The 15161-nt window shown below is 61.2% G+C and carries 26 protein-coding genes; all 26 read left to right on the top strand.

The window, feature by feature from the left end; all coding sequences use genetic code 11:
• Positions 1–118 precede the first annotated feature (118 nt).
• The gene (gene rpsL, locus ACUY1T_RS18710) at positions 119–493 is read left to right on the top strand and encodes a 30S ribosomal protein S12 (RefSeq protein ID WP_010626462.1); all 375 of its coding nucleotides are present in this window, start codon (positions 119–121) and stop codon (positions 491–493) included.
• A 125-nt stretch (positions 494–618) separates the two neighbouring features.
• Positions 619–1089: a 30S ribosomal protein S7 gene (gene rpsG / locus ACUY1T_RS18705; RefSeq protein ID WP_159554817.1), complete on the top strand. Its 471-nt coding sequence runs from the start codon at positions 619–621 to the stop codon at positions 1087–1089.
• Positions 1090–1134: 45 nt separating this feature from the next.
• Complete coding sequence (gene fusA / locus ACUY1T_RS18700) at positions 1135–3255, top strand: elongation factor G (protein ID WP_446025067.1); 2121 nt, start codon at positions 1135–1137, stop codon at positions 3253–3255.
• Between the two features lie 30 nt (positions 3256–3285).
• Complete coding sequence (tuf, locus tag ACUY1T_RS18695) at positions 3286–4479, top strand: elongation factor Tu (RefSeq protein WP_263581365.1); 1194 nt, start codon at positions 3286–3288, stop codon at positions 4477–4479.
• Positions 4480–4644: 165 nt separating this feature from the next.
• Positions 4645–4956, top strand: a complete 312-nt coding sequence (gene rpsJ / locus ACUY1T_RS18690) for a 30S ribosomal protein S10 (protein ID WP_010626466.1) — start codon at positions 4645–4647, stop codon at positions 4954–4956.
• Positions 4957–5106: 150 nt separating this feature from the next.
• Entirely contained in the window at positions 5107–5745 is a 639-nt protein-coding gene (gene rplC / locus ACUY1T_RS18685) for a 50S ribosomal protein L3 (RefSeq protein WP_446025066.1), read from the top strand.
• Between the two features lie 14 nt (positions 5746–5759).
• Positions 5760–6365: a 50S ribosomal protein L4 gene (gene rplD, locus ACUY1T_RS18680; RefSeq protein ID WP_446025065.1), complete on the top strand. Its 606-nt coding sequence runs from the start codon at positions 5760–5762 to the stop codon at positions 6363–6365.
• Positions 6362–6658, top strand: a complete 297-nt coding sequence (gene rplW, locus ACUY1T_RS18675; protein WP_010626469.1) for a 50S ribosomal protein L23 — start codon at positions 6362–6364, stop codon at positions 6656–6658. Before rplD ends, rplW begins: the two co-directional genes overlap by 4 nt.
• 17 nt (positions 6659–6675) lie before the next feature.
• Entirely contained in the window at positions 6676–7503 is an 828-nt protein-coding gene (gene rplB, locus ACUY1T_RS18670) for a 50S ribosomal protein L2 (RefSeq protein WP_446025064.1), read from the top strand.
• A 22-nt stretch (positions 7504–7525) separates the two neighbouring features.
• A complete protein-coding gene (rpsS, locus tag ACUY1T_RS18665) occupies positions 7526–7801 on the top strand; it encodes a 30S ribosomal protein S19 (RefSeq protein WP_009098993.1) in 276 nt (91 codons plus the stop codon).
• A gap of 18 nt (positions 7802–7819) precedes the next feature.
• Positions 7820–8152, top strand: a complete 333-nt coding sequence (gene rplV / locus ACUY1T_RS18660) for a 50S ribosomal protein L22 (RefSeq protein WP_010626471.1) — start codon at positions 7820–7822, stop codon at positions 8150–8152.
• Positions 8153–8163: 11 nt separating this feature from the next.
• Complete coding sequence (gene rpsC, locus ACUY1T_RS18655; RefSeq protein ID WP_228575009.1) at positions 8164–8865, top strand: 30S ribosomal protein S3; 702 nt, start codon at positions 8164–8166, stop codon at positions 8863–8865.
• A 15-nt stretch (positions 8866–8880) separates the two neighbouring features.
• Positions 8881–9294, top strand: a complete 414-nt coding sequence (gene rplP, locus ACUY1T_RS18650) for a 50S ribosomal protein L16 (protein ID WP_149328165.1) — start codon at positions 8881–8883, stop codon at positions 9292–9294.
• On the top strand, positions 9294–9485 hold the full coding sequence (rpmC, locus tag ACUY1T_RS18645) for a 50S ribosomal protein L29 (RefSeq protein WP_040183129.1): 192 nt from the start codon (positions 9294–9296) through the stop codon (positions 9483–9485). The genes rplP and rpmC overlap by 1 nt, the downstream gene beginning before the upstream one ends.
• 1 nt (position 9486) lies before the next feature.
• Positions 9487–9747 carry a 30S ribosomal protein S17 gene (rpsQ, locus tag ACUY1T_RS18640; RefSeq protein WP_159555891.1) on the top strand — a complete coding sequence of 87 codons (261 nt, stop codon included), beginning with the start codon at positions 9487–9489 and terminating at the stop codon, positions 9745–9747.
• 39 nt (positions 9748–9786) lie between these two features.
• Positions 9787–10158 (top strand): 50S ribosomal protein L14, encoded by a 372-nt coding sequence (gene rplN, locus ACUY1T_RS18635; protein WP_010626476.1) that lies wholly within the window; start codon positions 9787–9789, stop codon positions 10156–10158.
• 14 nt (positions 10159–10172) lie between these two features.
• Positions 10173–10490: a 50S ribosomal protein L24 gene (gene rplX / locus ACUY1T_RS18630; protein WP_086507996.1), complete on the top strand. Its 318-nt coding sequence runs from the start codon at positions 10173–10175 to the stop codon at positions 10488–10490.
• A gap of 18 nt (positions 10491–10508) precedes the next feature.
• A complete protein-coding gene (gene rplE, locus ACUY1T_RS18625) occupies positions 10509–11048 on the top strand; it encodes a 50S ribosomal protein L5 (protein ID WP_228575003.1) in 540 nt (179 codons plus the stop codon).
• A 10-nt stretch (positions 11049–11058) separates the two neighbouring features.
• Positions 11059–11364: a 30S ribosomal protein S14 gene (gene rpsN, locus ACUY1T_RS18620; RefSeq protein WP_167119216.1), complete on the top strand. Its 306-nt coding sequence runs from the start codon at positions 11059–11061 to the stop codon at positions 11362–11364.
• A 32-nt stretch (positions 11365–11396) separates the two neighbouring features.
• Positions 11397–11789, top strand: coding sequence for a 30S ribosomal protein S8 (rpsH, locus tag ACUY1T_RS18615; protein WP_446025063.1), 393 nt, complete (start codon positions 11397–11399; stop codon positions 11787–11789).
• 9 nt (positions 11790–11798) lie between these two features.
• Entirely contained in the window at positions 11799–12329 is a 531-nt protein-coding gene (gene rplF, locus ACUY1T_RS18610; protein WP_446025062.1) for a 50S ribosomal protein L6, read from the top strand.
• A gap of 9 nt (positions 12330–12338) precedes the next feature.
• Positions 12339–12689 (top strand): 50S ribosomal protein L18, encoded by a 351-nt coding sequence (gene rplR, locus ACUY1T_RS18605; RefSeq protein WP_111413347.1) that lies wholly within the window; start codon positions 12339–12341, stop codon positions 12687–12689.
• Between the two features lie 11 nt (positions 12690–12700).
• Positions 12701–13201, top strand: a complete 501-nt coding sequence (gene rpsE / locus ACUY1T_RS18600; RefSeq protein ID WP_111413348.1) for a 30S ribosomal protein S5 — start codon at positions 12701–12703, stop codon at positions 13199–13201.
• A gap of 5 nt (positions 13202–13206) precedes the next feature.
• Positions 13207–13389 (top strand): 50S ribosomal protein L30, encoded by a 183-nt coding sequence (gene rpmD / locus ACUY1T_RS18595; protein WP_010626484.1) that lies wholly within the window; start codon positions 13207–13209, stop codon positions 13387–13389.
• A gap of 3 nt (positions 13390–13392) precedes the next feature.
• Positions 13393–13827, top strand: a complete 435-nt coding sequence (gene rplO / locus ACUY1T_RS18590; RefSeq protein ID WP_446025061.1) for a 50S ribosomal protein L15 — start codon at positions 13393–13395, stop codon at positions 13825–13827.
• Complete coding sequence (gene secY / locus ACUY1T_RS18585) at positions 13828–15159, top strand: preprotein translocase subunit SecY (RefSeq protein WP_446025060.1); 1332 nt, start codon at positions 13828–13830, stop codon at positions 15157–15159.
• The last annotated feature ends 2 nt before the right edge of the window (positions 15160–15161 follow it).

Raw genomic sequence — 15161 nt, 5'->3', positions numbered from 1 at the left:
ATGCCTGGCGCTTGACGCCTCACCCCGTTAGACCTTAGAATGCGCAGCCTTTAACAGTGGGGTGGGTGCGCCCGCGCCCGCTGGAAGGCAAGGCAACCATTGGAGTCAGCTACACAACATGGCAACGATCAATCAGCTCGTGCGCAAGCCGCGCAAGCGCCCCGCCGCCAAGAGCGACGTGCCGGCGCTGCAGGCCTGTCCGCAGAAACGCGGTGTCTGCACCCGCGTCTACACCACCACCCCGAAGAAGCCGAACTCGGCCCTGCGTAAGGTCTGCCGCGTGCGCCTGACCAACGGGTTCGAGGTTTCGTCCTACATCGGCGGTGAGGGTCACAACCTTCAGGAACACTCTGTCGTGCTGATCCGCGGCGGCCGTGTCAAGGATTTGCCGGGTGTGCGTTATCACACCGTTCGCGGCGCCCTGGACACCTCCGGCGTGCAGAACCGCAAGCAGGGCCGTTCCAAGTACGGCACCAAGCGTCCCAAGTCCTGATCGGCCTCGGTACGCATCCAGAATCAATTTTGGTCTGATAAGAGTAAGGTCGGGCGTCGCGAGTTCGAAGAGAGCGTGCGGGAGTTCCGGGTTTGCCTGAAAGACCCTTCGATAGAGGGCTTGTCATGCCTAGAAGAAGAGTAGTTGCCAAGCGCGAGATCCTGCCGGATCCCAAGTTCGGAAGCGAGCGCCTGGCCAAGTTCATGAACCACCTGATGGTCAGCGGCAAGAAGTCCACAGCTGAGCGTATCGTTTACGGTGCGCTGGACACGGTTGCCGAGCGTAGCAAGGAAGAGCCGCTGGACATCTTCGATCGCGCGCTGGAAGCCATTCAGCCGATGGTCGAGGTCAAGTCCCGCCGCGTCGGCGGTGCGACCTATCAGGTGCCGGTGGAGGTTCGTCCGTCGCGTCGCCAGGCGCTGGCCATGCGCTGGCTGGTGGATGCGGCGCGCAAGCGCGGTGAGAAGACCATGGTGCAGCGTCTCGCTGGCGAGATGCTCGATGCCGCCGAGGGCAAAGGCTCCGCGGTCAAGAAGCGTGAAGACGTGCATCGCATGGCGGAAGCCAACAAGGCGTTCTCGCACTACCGTTTCTAAGCGCAGCGCCTCTAAACGCATCGCCAACCAACGGGGAGTTTCACCGTGGCACGCAAGACACCTCTCAACCGCTATCGCAATATCGGGATCTGTGCCCACGTCGACGCGGGCAAGACCACAACCACCGAGCGTGTGCTCTTCTACACCGGCTTGTCTCACAAGCTGGGTGAGGTGCATGACGGTGCGGCCACTACCGACTGGATGGAGCAGGAGCAGGAGCGAGGCATCACCATCACCTCAGCTGCTGTTACGACCTTCTGGAAGGGGATGAACCAGCAGTTCGACGAGCACCGCATCAACATCATCGACACGCCTGGGCACGTCGACTTCACCATCGAGGTGGAGCGTTCCCTGCGCGTGCTCGACGGTGCCGTCGTGGTGCTTTGCGGCTCCTCCGGCGTTCAGCCGCAGACCGAGACCGTCTGGCGTCAGGCCAACAAGTACGAAGTGCCGCGCATGGTGTTCGTCAACAAGATGGACCGTACCGGTGCCGACTTCTTCATGGTCGTCGACCAGCTCAAGGATCGCCTGGGTGCCAACGCGGTGCCGATCCAGATCAACTGGGGCACCGAGGAAGACTTCAAGGGCGTCATCGACCTGATCGAGATGAAGGCCATCCTCTGGAGCGAAGCCGACCAGGGCATGAGCTACGAACTCGTCGACATCCCCGCCGAACTCCAGGCCAAGGCCGAGGAGTTCCGCGAGCAGATGGTCGAGGCCGCTGCCGAAGCCTCCGAAGAGCTGATGGACAAGTACCTCGAAGAGGGCGAGCTCTCCAAAGAAGAGATCAAGGCTGGCCTGCGTCGCCGTACTTTGGACAACGAAGTCGTGCTGGTCACCTGCGGCTCAGCGTTCAAGAACAAGGGCGTGCAGGCGGTGCTGGATGCCGTCATCGAGTACATGCCGTCGCCGCTCGAGGTCAAGGCCATCGAGGGTGAGCTGGACGACAAGGACGGTACCATCGCCACCCGTGAGGCGGACGACAATGCGCCGTTTGCCGCGCTGGCGTTCAAGATCGCCACCGACCCCTTCGTCGGCACGCTGACCTTCATCCGGGTCTACTCCGGCGTGCTCAACTCCGGGGACAGCGTCTACAACTCCGTGAAGCAGAAGAAGGAGCGCGTCGGCCGTATCGTGCAGATGCACTCCAACTCCCGCGAGGAGATCAAGCAGGTCTACGCCGGCGACATCGCCGCCTGTATCGGCTTGAAGGACGTGACCACCGGTGACACCCTGTGCGATCTGGAGAACAAGATCGTACTCGAGCGCATGGAGTTCCCGGATCCGGTCATCTCCGTGGCCGTGGAGCCGAAGTCCAAGGCCGACCAGGAGAAGATGGGCGTAGCACTGGGCAAGCTGGCCCAGGAGGATCCGTCCTTCCGCGTCAAGACCGACGAGGAAACTGGCCAGACCATCATCTCCGGCATGGGCGAGTTGCACCTGGACATCATCGTCGACCGCATGCGTCGCGAGTTCAAGGTCGAAGCCAATATCGGCAAGCCGCAGGTCGCTTACCGCGAGACCATTCGTGGCAAGGTCGAGCAGGAAGGCAAGTTCGTACGTCAGTCCGGTGGTCGTGGCCAGTACGGTCATGTCTGGCTGCGTATCGAGCCGCTCACCGAGGCGGACAAGGGCGAAGATGAAGACATGCACTTCAAGTTCGCTTCCGAGATCGTCGGCGGTGTGGTACCCAAGGAATACGTGGGTGCCGTCGAGAAAGGGGCCTATGAGCAGCTGCAAAACGGCGTCATCGCGGGTTACCCGATGATCGACGTGAAGGTCACGCTGTATGATGGCTCCTACCATGACGTGGACTCGAACGAGAACGCGTTCAAGGTTGCCTCTTCCATGGCAGTCAAGGAAGGGGCGCGCAAGGCCAAGGCCGTGCTGCTGGAACCGGTGATGAAGGTCGAAGTCGTGACCCCCGAGGATTTCATGGGTGACGTCATGGGCGACCTCAACCGTCGCCGCGGTCTGGTGCAGGGCATGGATGACTCTTCCTCTGGCAAGATCATCCGCGCGATGGTGCCTCTGGGTGAGATGTTCGGTTATGCAACCGATCTGCGTTCTCAGACCCAGGGTCGTGCGAGCTACGTCATGGAGTTCGCAAAGTACGAAGAGGCGCCCTCCAGCATCGTTGAAGCCGTCATCAACCAGAAAGGCTAACCGCTAGCAAACGTTAAAGAGGTTATCGAAGTGGCTAAGGAAAAATTCGAACGTTCCAAACCGCACGTCAACGTCGGCACCATCGGTCACGTCGACCACGGCAAGACCACTCTGACTGCGGCCCTGACTCGCGTTTCTGCTGAGGTCTTCGGCGGTGAATGGCGTCAGTTCGACTCCATCGACAACGCTCCGGAAGAGCGTGAGCGTGGTATCACCATCGCTACCTCTCACGTCGAGTACCAGTCTGAGCAGCGTCACTACGCGCACGTCGACTGCCCGGGGCACGCCGACTACGTCAAGAACATGATCACCGGTGCTGCGCAGATGGACGGCGCCATCCTGGTCTGTTCCGCTGCCGACGGCCCCATGCCGCAGACTCGCGAGCACATCCTGCTGTCCCGCCAGGTTGGCGTTCCGTACATCGTCGTGTTCCTGAACAAGGCCGACATGGTCGATGACGAGGAGCTGCTCGAGCTGGTCGAGATGGAAGTTCGCGAACTTCTGAACGAGTACGACTTCCCGGGCGATGACACCCCGATCATCACCGGTTCCGCGCTGATGGCGCTGAACGGTGAAGACGAGAACGGCATGGGCACTACTGCCGTTGCCAACCTGATCAAGGCCCTGGACGACTACATCCCGGAGCCGGAGCGTGCCATCGATCAGCCGTTCCTGATGCCGATCGAAGACGTGTTCTCCATCTCCGGTCGCGGTACCGTGGTCACCGGTCGTATCGAGCGCGGCATCGTCAAGGCCGGCGAAGAAGTCGAGATCGTCGGTATCAAGGACACCACCAAGACTACCGTTACCGGTGTCGAGATGTTCCGCAAGCTGCTCGACGAAGGTCGTGCCGGTGAGAACGTCGGCGCCCTGCTGCGCGGCACCAAGCGTGACGAAGTCGAGCGTGGTCAGGTTCTGGCCAAGCCGGGCTCGATCAACCCGCACACCGTCTTCGAAGCCGAAGTCTACGTGCTGTCCAAGGAAGAAGGTGGTCGTCACACCCCGTTCTTCAAGGGCTACCGTCCGCAGTTCTACTTCCGTACCACTGACGTCACCGGTACCTGTGAGCTGCCGGAAGGCGTCGAGATGGTCATGCCGGGCGACAACGTCAAGATGGTCGTCACCCTGATCGCTCCGATCGCCATGGACGAAGGTCTGCGCTTCGCCATCCGTGAAGGCGGCCGTACCGTCGGCGCCGGCGTCGTGGCCAAGATCGTTCAGTAAGTCCTCGGGCTTCTGATTGATCGAAGGGGGCTCCGCGAGGAGCCCCCTTTCTGCGCACCTTGGCGGAGTGTTTGACTCTTGCCCTCGGCGTGCATATAATGCGCATCCTTTGAATGCGTGGGTAGGCGGCAGGTTGCCGTCGACATCCATTGGAGTTTAGGGCAAATGCAGAACCAAAAGATTCGCATTCGGTTGAAGGCATTCGACCATCGCCTGATCGACCAGTCCGCCGCGGAGATCGTTGATACCGCCAAGCGGACTGGTGCTCAGGTGCGCGGTCCGATCCCGCTGCCGACCAATCGTGAGCGCTACACCGTACTGATTTCGCCGCACGTCAACAAGGATGCGCGCGACCAGTACGAGATTCGCACTCACAAGCGTGTGCTCGATATCGTCGAGCCGACCGAAAAGACCGTCGATGCCCTGATGAAGCTCGACCTCGCCGCTGGCGTGGACGTGCAGATCAAGCTCGACTAACCACACTAGACACCCGCGGCCCAGCGCTCTTTCGAACGAGTTGGAGCAGCAGCCGCCACGCCGTGATGGCGTCATACAACGTGCTAGTGGAATGCTCTGGAAAGGGCAGCCATAGCGGGTGATAGCCCCGTACACTAAAGGAGACTGAGAATGACTATCGGTTTGCTCGGTAGGAAGGCCGGTATGACCCGTGTCTTTACCGAAGATGGCGCTTCCGTGCCCGTAACCGTGATCGAGGTTGAGCCGAATCGCGTCACCAGCGTCAAGACCGTCGAGTCCGACGGCTACGCGGCGATTCAGGTCACGACCGGCTCCCGCAAGGCCAAGCACCTCACCAAGGCACAAGCAGGTCAGTACGCCAAGGCAGGTATCGAGGCCGGTCGTTCGCTGATGGAGTTCCGTGTCGCCGCAGGCGACGAGGCTCCGGAAGTGGGCGGCGAACTCACCGTATCCCTCTTCGAAGCTGGTCAGAAGGTCGACGTGACCGGCACCTCCAAGGGCAAGGGCTTCCAGGGCGCCGTCAAGCGCTGGAACTTCCGTACCCAGGATGCTACCCACGGCAACTCCCTGTCGCATCGTGCGCCGGGTTCCATCGGTATGTGTCAGACCCCGGGACGCGTCTTCAAAGGCAAGAAAATGGCCGGTCAGATGGGCAATGTCCGCTGCACCGTCCAGAGCCTCGAAGTCGTGCGGGTCGATGCCGAGCGCAACCTGCTGCTGATCAAGGGTGCCGTGCCTGGTGCTACCGGCAGCGACGTCATCGTTCGCAGCGCCGTCAAAGCTGGCTGAAGGGGATAGAACCGATGAATCTGAATCTTGCTGCAGGCGCGGGTACTGTCGAAGTCGCCGACGCCACCTTTGGCAAAGAATTCAACGAGGCGCTGGTTCACCAGGTCGTCACCGCCTATCTGGCCGGTGGTCGTCAGGGCACCCGCGCCCAGAAGAACCGTTCCGACGTGCGTGGCGGCGGCAAGAAGCCGTGGCGCCAGAAGGGCACCGGTCGTGCTCGTGCCGGCACCATCCGCTCGCCGCTGTGGCGCAGCGGTGGCGTGACCTTCGCAGCGCGTCCGCAGGACCACTCGCAGAAAGTCAACCGCAAGATGTACCGCGCAGCGATGCGCTCCATCCTGTCCGAGCTGGTGCGTCAGGAGCGTCTGGTCGCCATCGACGAGTTCACTGTCGATTCACCGAAGACCAAGCAGCTGGTCGCCAAGCTGGGTGAGCTGGGCCTGGAGAAGGCGCTGATCGTCACTGAGGAAGTCGACGAGAAGCTTTATCTGGCCGCCCGTAACATCCCCAACGTGGATGTGGTGGATGTGGCTGCCGCCGATCCGGTGAGCCTGATCGCCTTCGACAAGGTGCTGGTCACCGTCTCTGCTCTGCGTAAATTCGAGGAGAAGCTGGCATGAACCAGGAGCGCGTATTCAAGGTTCTGCTTGGTCCGCACGTGACCGAGAAGGCCGCTTTCGCCGCCGAGCGCAACCAGTATGTGTTCAAGGTGGCCAGCGACGCGACCAAGCCGGAAATCAAGCAGGCCGTGCAGGTGCTGTTTGGCAAGAAGGTCGACCGCGTCCAGGTGCTGAACATGAAGGGCAAGACCAAGCGCAGCGCGCACGGTCTGGGCCGCCGTCAGGGTTACCGCAAGGCTTACGTGACCCTGGCTGCTGGTGAAACGCTCGAAGACTTCACTGGCGCCGAATAAGGGCAGGAGTACGGATCATGGCAATCGTCAAGACAAAACCCACATCCGCCGGTCGTCGCCACGTCGTCAAGGTCGTCAGCGAAGGCCTGCACAAGGGCAAGCCCTACGCGCCGCTGCTCGAGAAGCAGTCGCGCAGCGGCGGACGTAACAACAACGGTCGCATCACCACCCGTCACGTGGGCGGTGGTCACCGTCAGCACTACCGGGTCATCGACTTCAAGCGTACCAAGGATGGCGTTCCCGCCATCGTTGAGCGTCTCGAGTACGATCCCAACCGTAGCGCTCATATCGCGCTGCTGAAGTACCTGGACGGCGAGCGTCGCTACATCATCGCGCCCAAGGGCGTGAGTGCTGGCGACAAACTCGAGTCCGGCGTGAATGCGGCGATCAAGAAGGGCAACACCCTTCCGCTGCGCAACATCCCGCTGGGTTCCACCGTTCACTGCATCGAGCTGAAGCCCGGCAAGGGTGCGCAGATCGCTCGCAGTGCCGGTACCAGCGCCCAGTTGGTCGCCCGTGAAGGCAGCTATGCCACCGTGCGTCTGCGCTCCGGCGAGATGCGCAAGGTGCTGGCAGACTGCCGTGCGACCCTGGGTGAAGTGGGCAACTCTGAGCACAGCCTGCGTCAACTTGGCAAGGCCGGTGCAAAGCGCTGGAGAGGCGTGCGTCCGACCGTTCGCGGTGTGGCCATGAACCCGGTGGATCACCCGCACGGTGGCGGTGAAGGCCGCACCAGCGGTGGTCGTCACCCGGTGTCCCCGTGGGGCGTTCCCACCAAGGGCCACAAGACCCGCAAGAACAAGCGCACTGATGCGCTGATCGTTCGTCGCCGCAAGGCCAAGTAACAGACATTAAGGGGTAACGGCTGTGCCACGTTCACTGAAGAAAGGTCCTTTTATCGACCTTCATCTGCTGAAGAAGGTTGAGGCTGCAGTGGAGAAGAACGACCGCAAACCGATCAAGACCTGGTCGCGTCGTTCCATGATCCTGCCGAACATGGTCGGGCTCACCATTGCGGTCCATAACGGTCGCCAACACGTCCCGGTGCACGTCTCCGAGGAAATGGTTGGCCACAAGCTGGGCGAATTCGCTGCCACCCGCACCTATCGCGGACATGCGGCGGACAAGAAAGCCAAACGGTAAGCCAGAGAGGATTGAGAGATGGAAGTCACAGCTAAGCTGCGTGGCGCTCGTTTATCCGCCCAGAAGGCCCGTTTGGTGGCTGACCAGGTGCGCGGTAAACCGGTCGCCGAGGCGCTCGACCTGCTGACCTTCTCACCGAAGAAGGCTGCCAAGCTGGTCAAGAAAGTGCTGCAGTCCGCCATCGCGAATGCGGAAGAAAACAACGGCATGGATATCGACGAGCTGCGTGTCTCGACCATCTGCGTCGATGAGGGCATGACGCTCAAGCGCATCAAGCCGCGGGCCAAGGGCCGTGCGGATCGCATCCTGAAGCGCACTTGCCACATCACCGTCAAGGTAGCCGAGAAGTAGGAGTCGACCAGATGGGTCAGAAAGTACATCCGACAGGTATTCGGCTGGGTATCGTCAAGGACCACTCCTCGGTGTGGTATGCCGAGCGCGGTGCTTATGCCGACAAGTTGAACAACGATCTCGAGGTGCGTCGCTTCCTCGAAGAGCGTCTGAAGAACGCGTCCGTGAGCCGCATCCATATCGAGCGTCCGGCCAACAACGCCCGCATTACCATTCACACCGCCCGTCCGGGCATCGTGATTGGCAAGAAGGGCGAGGACGTCGACAAGCTGCGTCGCGACGTCACCGCGATGATGGGCGTGCCCGTGCACGTCAACATCGAGGAAGTTCGCAAGCCGGAACTCGACGCCAAGCTCGTCGCGCAGAACATCGCCGGCCAGCTCGAGCGCCGCGTCATGTTCCGTCGTGCCATGAAGCGTTCCGTACAGAACGCCATGCGCCTGGGTGCTGGTGGTATCAAGGTGATGTTGTCAGGTCGCCTCGGTGGTGCCGAAATCGCACGTACCGAATGGTACCGCGAAGGCCGTGTGCCGCTTCACACCCTGCGTGCGGACATCGACTACGCCACCTTTGAGGCAAAAACCACCTACGGCATCATCGGTGTCAAGGTTTGGGTCTTCAAGGGTGAAATCCTCGGGGGCATCGAAGAGGTCCGCGCCAAGGCCAAGCAACAGCCGCAGGCCGCGCCCTCCAAGAAGAAAGGTTCCAGGTAAGGGGAGAGCGAGTCGATGTTACAGCCCAAGCGCATGAAATTCCGCAAGATGATGAAAGGCCGCAACCGTGGCCTGGCGCATCGCGGAAGCAAGATCAGCTTCGGGGAATACGGCCTCAAGGCAACCGGTCGCGGCCGCATTACGGCGCGTCAGATCGAAGCCGGCCGTCGTGCGATCACCCGTCACGTCAAGCGTGGCGGCAAGATCTGGATCCGCGTCTTCCCCGACAAGCCGATTTCCAAGAAGCCTCTCGAAGTCCGTATGGGTAAGGGCAAGGGCTCCGTCGAGTACTGGGTCGCACAGATCCAGCCGGGTCGGGTCCTGTATGAAATCGAAGGCGTGTCCGAAGAGCTGGCCCGTGAGGCCTTCTCCCTGGCTGCGCAGAAGATGCCCGTGTCCACCACCTTTGTGAAACGGACGGTGATGTGATGAAAGCCCAGGAAATTCGTGAAAAGTCAGCCGAGCAGCTCCAGGAGCAGCTCTTCGAACTCCTCCGCGAGCAGTTCAACCTGCGCATGCAGAAGGCCACCGGCCAGCTCAGCCAGACTCATCTGCTCAAGCAGGTTCGTCGGGACATCGCCCGGGTGAAGACTGTGCTCAACGAGAAGGCAGGTGACTGAGATGGCCGAAGAAAAGAAAGCCCGTACGCTCACCGGCAAGGTGGTGAGCGACAAGATGGACAAGTCCATTGTCGTCATGATCGAGCGCCGCGAGCGGCATCCGATCTACGGCAAGTACGTCAAGCGCTCCACCAAGCTGCACGCCCATGACGAGGCGAACCAGGCCAAGGCCGGTGACACGGTATCCATCCAGGAATGCCGTCCGCTGTCCAAGAAGAAGGCCTGGACGCTGGTCGAGGTGATCGAGCAGGCCAAGGGCTGAGCTCGGCGAGAGCAGTCAGATTAGGTTTGGAGAAAACCGATGATTCAGACTCAGACAATGCTGGATGTCGCCGACAACAGCGGAGCGCGCCGGGTGCAGTGCATCAAGGTGCTTGGCGGCTCACACCGTCGCTACGCGCGTGTCGGTGACATCATCAAGGTCACGGTGAAGGAAGCCATTCCGCGTGGCAAGGTCAAGAAAGGCCAGGTCCTCAAGGCGGTGGTGGTTCGCACCCGCAGTGGTGTCCGTCGTTCCGACGGCTCGCTGATCCGCTTCGATGGAAATGCGGCAGTTCTGTTGAACAACACCAACGAACAGCCGATCGGCACCCGTATTTTCGGGCCGGTGACTCGTGAGCTTCGTACCGAGAAGTTCATGAAGATCATTTCCCTGGCGCCTGAAGTGCTGTAAGGAGCGAAGCGGACATGCAAAAGATCAAACGTGACGATGAAGTGATCGTCATCGCCGGCAAGGACAAGGGCAAGCGCGGCACCGTCAAGCGCGTCCTCAAGGACGAACGCTTCGTCGTGTCCGGTGTGAACATGATCAAGCGTCACACCAAGCCCAATCCTATGGCGGGCAATCAGGGCGGTATCGTCGAGCGCGAGGCTCCGATTCACGCGTCCAACGTGGCGATCTTCAACTCGGAGACCGGTAAGGCGGATCGCGTCGGCTTCCAGGTTAAGGAAGACGGTACCAAGGTACGTATCTACAAGTCGACGCAGACGCAGATCGACGCCTAACGCGAGTCGGGTAGCAAAATGGCGAACTTGAAAGAACGTTATCAGAACGAGGTGGTGGCTCAGCTCAAAGAGCAGTTCAGCTACGCCAACGTGATGCAGGTGCCGCGGATCACCAAGGTGACCCTCAACATGGGCATCGGTGACGCGACCAGCGACAAGAAGCTGATCGAGAATGCCATCGGCGACCTGGAGAAGCTCTCCGGTCAGAAGCCGCTGGTGACCAATGCGCGCAAGTCCATCGCGGGCTTCAAGGTGCGCGAAGGTTGGCCGATCGGCATCAAGGTGACCCTGCGCGCCGAGCGCATGTGGGAATTCCTCGATCGTCTGGTCAACATCGCGATCCCCCGCGTACGTGACTTCCGTGGTCTCAACCCGAAGTCCTTCGACGGTCGCGGCAACTACTCCATGGGTGTGCGTGAGCAGATCATCTTCCCGGAGATCGAATATGATAAGATCGACCGGATTCGTGGTCTGGATGTCACCATCACCACTACTGCCAACACCGACGAGGAAGGTCGTGCGCTGCTGAGCGCGCTGAACTTCCCGTTCAAGAAATAAGGGTGGGATCATGGCAAAGAAGAGCATGATTGAACGCGAGCTCAAGCGCACCAAGCTGGTCGAGAAGTATGCGGCCCGCCGTGCCGAGCTCAAGGCGATCATCCAGAACGTGAATACTTCCGACGAAGAGCGCTTCGAGGCGACGCTGAAACTGCAGCAGTTGCCGCGCGACTCCAGCCCGGTTCGTCAGCGTAACCGCTGCCGGATCACCGGTCGTCCGCACGGCTACTACAACAAGTTCGGCCTTGGCCGTAACAAGCTGCGTGAAGCCGCTATGCGTGGCGAGGTCCCTGGGCTGAAGAAGTCCAGCTGGTAAGCCGCCACGGAAACATCAGGAGCGCAATGTAAATGAGCATGCAAGACACTCTGGCGGATATGTTCACCCGTATCCGCAATGCGCAGATGGCCACCAAGGAGACGGTTACCATGCCGTCCTCCACGCTCAAGGTCGCGGTGGCCCGCGTATTGAAGGAAGAGGGCTATATCACCGACTTCGCGGTCGCTGAAGGTACCAAGCCCGAACTGACCGTGACCCTCAAGTACTTCGAGGGCAAGCCGGTCATCGAGCACCTGCAGCGGGTATCCAAGCCGTCACTGCGCCAGTACAAGGGCAAGGATGCACTGCCCAAGGTGGCGGACGGCATGGGTGTGGCGATCGTCACCACCTCCAAGGGCGTGATGACCGACCGTGCCGCTCGCCAGGCGGGCGTCGGTGGCGAAGTCATCTGCACCGTATTCTAGGAGTCTGGAATGTCCCGCGTAGCCAAATATCCGGTTAAAGTGCCCGCCGGCGTCGACGTCAAGCTCGACGGCGACCAGCTGACCGTCAAAGGCGGCCAGGGCACGCTGTCCATGACCGTTCACCCGGACGTGGCCATCGCTCAGGAAGAGGGTCAGCTGACCTTCAATCCGAGCGAGAGCGCCAAGTCCTGGGCCATGGCCGGCACCACACGTGCTCTGGTCCAGAACCTGGTCACCGGCGTCTCCGAGGGCTTCACCAAGACCCTCGAAATCGTTGGCGTCGGCTATCGTGCCCAGGCAAGTGGCCAGACGCTGAATCTGTCACTGGGCTTCTCCCACCCGGTCGAGTATTCCCTGCCTGAGGGTGTCTCCGCGGAAACGCCGAAGAACACCGTCATCGTGCTGAAGAGCGCGGACAAGCAGAAGCTGGGCCAGGTCGCCGCCGAGGTTCGTGCCTTCCGTCCGCCCGAGCCCTACAAGGGCAAGGGTGTGCGGTATGCCGACGAGCAAGTGCGTCGTAAAGAAGCCAAGAAGAAGTAAGGCAGGGTTATGAACGCGAAGAAAGAATCTCGTCTCCGTCGTGCCCGCCGCGCTCGCGCCAAGATGCGCGAGCTGGGCGTGTATCGCCTGTGCGTCAACCGTACCCCACGCCACATCTATGCGCAGATCATCTCGCCGGATGGTGGCAAGGTGCTGGCCAGCGCTTCCACGCTGGACAAGGACCTGCGCGAGGGTGCGACGGGCAACTCCGACGCCGCCGCCAAGGTCGGTGCGCTGATTGCCGAACGCGCCAAGCAGGCTGGCATCACCCAGGTGGCCTTCGATCGTGCCGGTTACAAGTACCACGGTCGCGTGAAGGCCCTGGCCGACGCCGCACGTGAAGGCGGCCTGGAATTCTAAAGGGTTTTACGATGGCGAAGAACGAACAGAACACCGGCGACCTGCAGGAAAAGCTCGTGCAGGTCAACCGCGTCGCCAAGGTGGTCAAGGGTGGCCGAATCTTCGGTTTCACCGCTCTGACCGTCGTGGGTGACGGCAATGGTCGTGTCGGCTTCGGCCGCGGCAAGGCGCGTGAAGTGCCGGTCGCGATCCAGAAGGCCATGGACCAGGCGCGCCGCAACATGGTCAAGGTGAGCCTCAAGGGCCATACCCTGCAGTACCCGGTCAAGGCCCGTCACGGCGCCTCCAAGGTGTACATGCAGCCGGCCTCCGAAGGTACCGGGATCATTGCCGGCGGCGCCATGCGCTCCGTGCTCGAGCTGGCTGGCGTCCATGACGTCCTGGCCAAGTGCTACGGCTCCACCAATCCGGTCAACGTGGTGCGCGCGACCGTCAAGGGTCTCGCCTCCATGCAATCGCCGGACGACATTGCCGCCAAGCGCGGTCTGTCTGTCGAAGCGATCACGGGGTAAATACCATGGCAGCCACACTCAAGGTTACCCAGATCCGTAGCACCATCGGCACGCTGCCCAAGCACAAGGCCACCATGAAGGGCCTGGGGCTGCGCCGCATCGGTCATACGGTCGAGCTGGAAGACACCCCTGCCGTGCGCGGCATGATCCACAAGGTCAACTACCTTGTGCGGGTAGAGGGAGAGTAATCCATGAAACTCAATAGCCTGAGCCCGGCACCGGGCTCCAAGCACGCCGAGAAGCGCGTCGGCCGTGGCATTGGCTCCGGTCTGGGCAAGACCGGCGGCCGTGGCCACAAGGGCCAGAAGTCGCGTAGCGGCGGCAGCGTGAAGCCCGGCTTCGAGGGCGGTCAGATGCCGTTGCAGCGGCGCCTGCCCAAGTTCGGCTTCACTTCCATGAAGTCGCTGGTCTCCGAAGAGGTGCGCCTGAGCGAACTGGCCAAGGTCGAGGGTAATGAAGTTACCCTGGAGACCCTGAAGCAGGCCAACGTGCTCAAGGATGCCACTCTGCACGCGAAGATCATTCTTTCCGGCGACGTCAACAAGGCGGTCACGGTTCGCGGCATCAAGGTCACCAAGGGTGCCCGTGCCGCGATCGAAGCCGCTGGTGGCAAGGTAGAGGACTAAATGGCCAAGTCAGGAAACATGCCGGCGATGGGCAGCGGTCTGAGTGAACTGTGGGCGCGTCTGCGCTTCGTGCTCCTCGCCATCGTGGTGTACCGTATCGGTGCCCATATTCCCGTTCCCGGTATCAATCCTGACCAGCTTGCTGCCTTGTTCAGGGAGCAGCAGGGCACCATCCTGGGACTGTTCAACATGTTCTCGGGTGGTGCACTGGAGCGCATGAGTATCTTCGCCCTGGGCATCATGCCCTACATCTCGGCGTCGATCATCATGCAGCTGCTGACCGCGGTCTCGCCCCACCTCGAGCAGTTGAAGAAGGAGGGCGAGGCCGGCCGTCGCAAGATCAGCCAGTACACTCGCTACGGTACCGTGCTGCTGGCCTTCGTCCAGGCCACCGGCATGTCGGTGGGCCTGGCCAGCCAGGGCATCGCCTATACCGCTGATTTCAGCTTCTATTTCACTGCGATCGTCACTTTCGTGTCGGGGGCGGTGTTCCTGATGTGGCTGGGTGAGCAGATTACCGAGAAGGGTATCGGCAACGGTATCTCGCTGCTGATCTTCGCCGGTATCGTCGCTGGCCTGCCGGGTGCGGTGGGGCAGGCGTTCGAGCTGGCCCGCAACGAAGGCGCGTGGAACGTGCTGCCGCTGCTGGCCCTCTCCGTACTGGGCGTGGCGACCGTGGCTTTCGTGGTGTTCATCGAGCGCGGCCAGCGCCGCATCACAGTGAACTACCCACGGCGCCAGGTCGGTAACAAGATGTATGCTGGGCAGAGCAGCTACCTGCCGCTGAAGGTGAACATGGCCGGCGTGATTCCGCCGATCTTCGCTTCCAGCATCCTGCTGTTCCCCGCCTCCATCGGCCAGTGGGTCGGAGCCGGTGACGGCATGGAGTGGCTGCAGCGGGCATCCCAGGCCCTGGGTCCGGGACAGCCGTTGTACATCTTGCTTTTCGCGGCGGCGGTGGTATTCTTCTGCTTCTTTTACACAGCGCTGGTCTTCAACCCCAAGGATGTCGCTGACAACCTCAAGAAGTCAGGGGCTTTCCTGCCGGGTATTCGCCCTGGTGAGCAGACCGCTCGCTATGTCGACAAGGTCATGACTCGTCTGACCCTGTTCGGTGCCCTGTACATCACTGCGGTTTCCCTGATGCCCCAGTTCCTGATCGTGGCCTGGAACGTGCCGTTCTTCTTCGGCGGTACCTCGCTGCTGATCGTGGTCGTGGTCATCATGGACTTCATGGCCCAGGTGCAGTCGCATCTCATGTCGCATCAGTACGAATCGGTGATGAAGAAGTCCAACCTGAAAGGCTATGGCAGCGGCGGCATGATGCGCTGAGC

Source organism: Billgrantia sp. Q4P2, assembly GCF_052806135.1.
Note: the sequence above shows the minus strand (reverse complement) of the source record. Positions and strands in the feature narration are given on the sequence as shown.

Excerpts from the sequence above, each read along its gene's own strand:
- rpsL (WP_010626462.1), top strand. The coding sequence starts at position 119 with ATGGCAACGATCAATCAGCTCGTGCGCAAGCCGCGCAAGCGCCCCGCC.
- rpsG (WP_159554817.1), top strand. The coding sequence starts at position 619 with ATGCCTAGAAGAAGAGTAGTTGCCAAGCGCGAGATCCTGCCGGATCCC.
- rpsJ (WP_010626466.1), top strand. The coding sequence starts at position 4,645 with ATGCAGAACCAAAAGATTCGCATTCGGTTGAAGGCATTCGACCATCGC.
- rplC (WP_446025066.1), top strand. The coding sequence starts at position 5,107 with ATGACTATCGGTTTGCTCGGTAGGAAGGCCGGTATGACCCGTGTCTTT.
- rplD (WP_446025065.1), top strand. The coding sequence starts at position 5,760 with ATGAATCTGAATCTTGCTGCAGGCGCGGGTACTGTCGAAGTCGCCGAC.
- rplW (WP_010626469.1), top strand. The coding sequence starts at position 6,362 with ATGAACCAGGAGCGCGTATTCAAGGTTCTGCTTGGTCCGCACGTGACC.
- rplB (WP_446025064.1), top strand. The coding sequence starts at position 6,676 with ATGGCAATCGTCAAGACAAAACCCACATCCGCCGGTCGTCGCCACGTC.
- rplV (WP_010626471.1), top strand. The coding sequence starts at position 7,820 with ATGGAAGTCACAGCTAAGCTGCGTGGCGCTCGTTTATCCGCCCAGAAG.
- rpsC (WP_228575009.1), top strand. The coding sequence starts at position 8,164 with ATGGGTCAGAAAGTACATCCGACAGGTATTCGGCTGGGTATCGTCAAG.
- rplP (WP_149328165.1), top strand. The coding sequence starts at position 8,881 with ATGTTACAGCCCAAGCGCATGAAATTCCGCAAGATGATGAAAGGCCGC.
- rpmC (WP_040183129.1), top strand. The coding sequence starts at position 9,294 with ATGAAAGCCCAGGAAATTCGTGAAAAGTCAGCCGAGCAGCTCCAGGAG.
- rpsQ (WP_159555891.1), top strand. The coding sequence starts at position 9,487 with ATGGCCGAAGAAAAGAAAGCCCGTACGCTCACCGGCAAGGTGGTGAGC.
- rplN (WP_010626476.1), top strand. The coding sequence starts at position 9,787 with ATGATTCAGACTCAGACAATGCTGGATGTCGCCGACAACAGCGGAGCG.
- rplX (WP_086507996.1), top strand. The coding sequence starts at position 10,173 with ATGCAAAAGATCAAACGTGACGATGAAGTGATCGTCATCGCCGGCAAG.
- rplE (WP_228575003.1), top strand. The coding sequence starts at position 10,509 with ATGGCGAACTTGAAAGAACGTTATCAGAACGAGGTGGTGGCTCAGCTC.
- rpsN (WP_167119216.1), top strand. The coding sequence starts at position 11,059 with ATGGCAAAGAAGAGCATGATTGAACGCGAGCTCAAGCGCACCAAGCTG.
- rpsH (WP_446025063.1), top strand. The coding sequence starts at position 11,397 with ATGAGCATGCAAGACACTCTGGCGGATATGTTCACCCGTATCCGCAAT.
- rplF (WP_446025062.1), top strand. The coding sequence starts at position 11,799 with ATGTCCCGCGTAGCCAAATATCCGGTTAAAGTGCCCGCCGGCGTCGAC.
- rplR (WP_111413347.1), top strand. The coding sequence starts at position 12,339 with ATGAACGCGAAGAAAGAATCTCGTCTCCGTCGTGCCCGCCGCGCTCGC.
- rpsE (WP_111413348.1), top strand. The coding sequence starts at position 12,701 with ATGGCGAAGAACGAACAGAACACCGGCGACCTGCAGGAAAAGCTCGTG.
- rpmD (WP_010626484.1), top strand. The coding sequence starts at position 13,207 with ATGGCAGCCACACTCAAGGTTACCCAGATCCGTAGCACCATCGGCACG.
- rplO (WP_446025061.1), top strand. The coding sequence starts at position 13,393 with ATGAAACTCAATAGCCTGAGCCCGGCACCGGGCTCCAAGCACGCCGAG.
- secY (WP_446025060.1), top strand. The coding sequence starts at position 13,828 with ATGGCCAAGTCAGGAAACATGCCGGCGATGGGCAGCGGTCTGAGTGAA.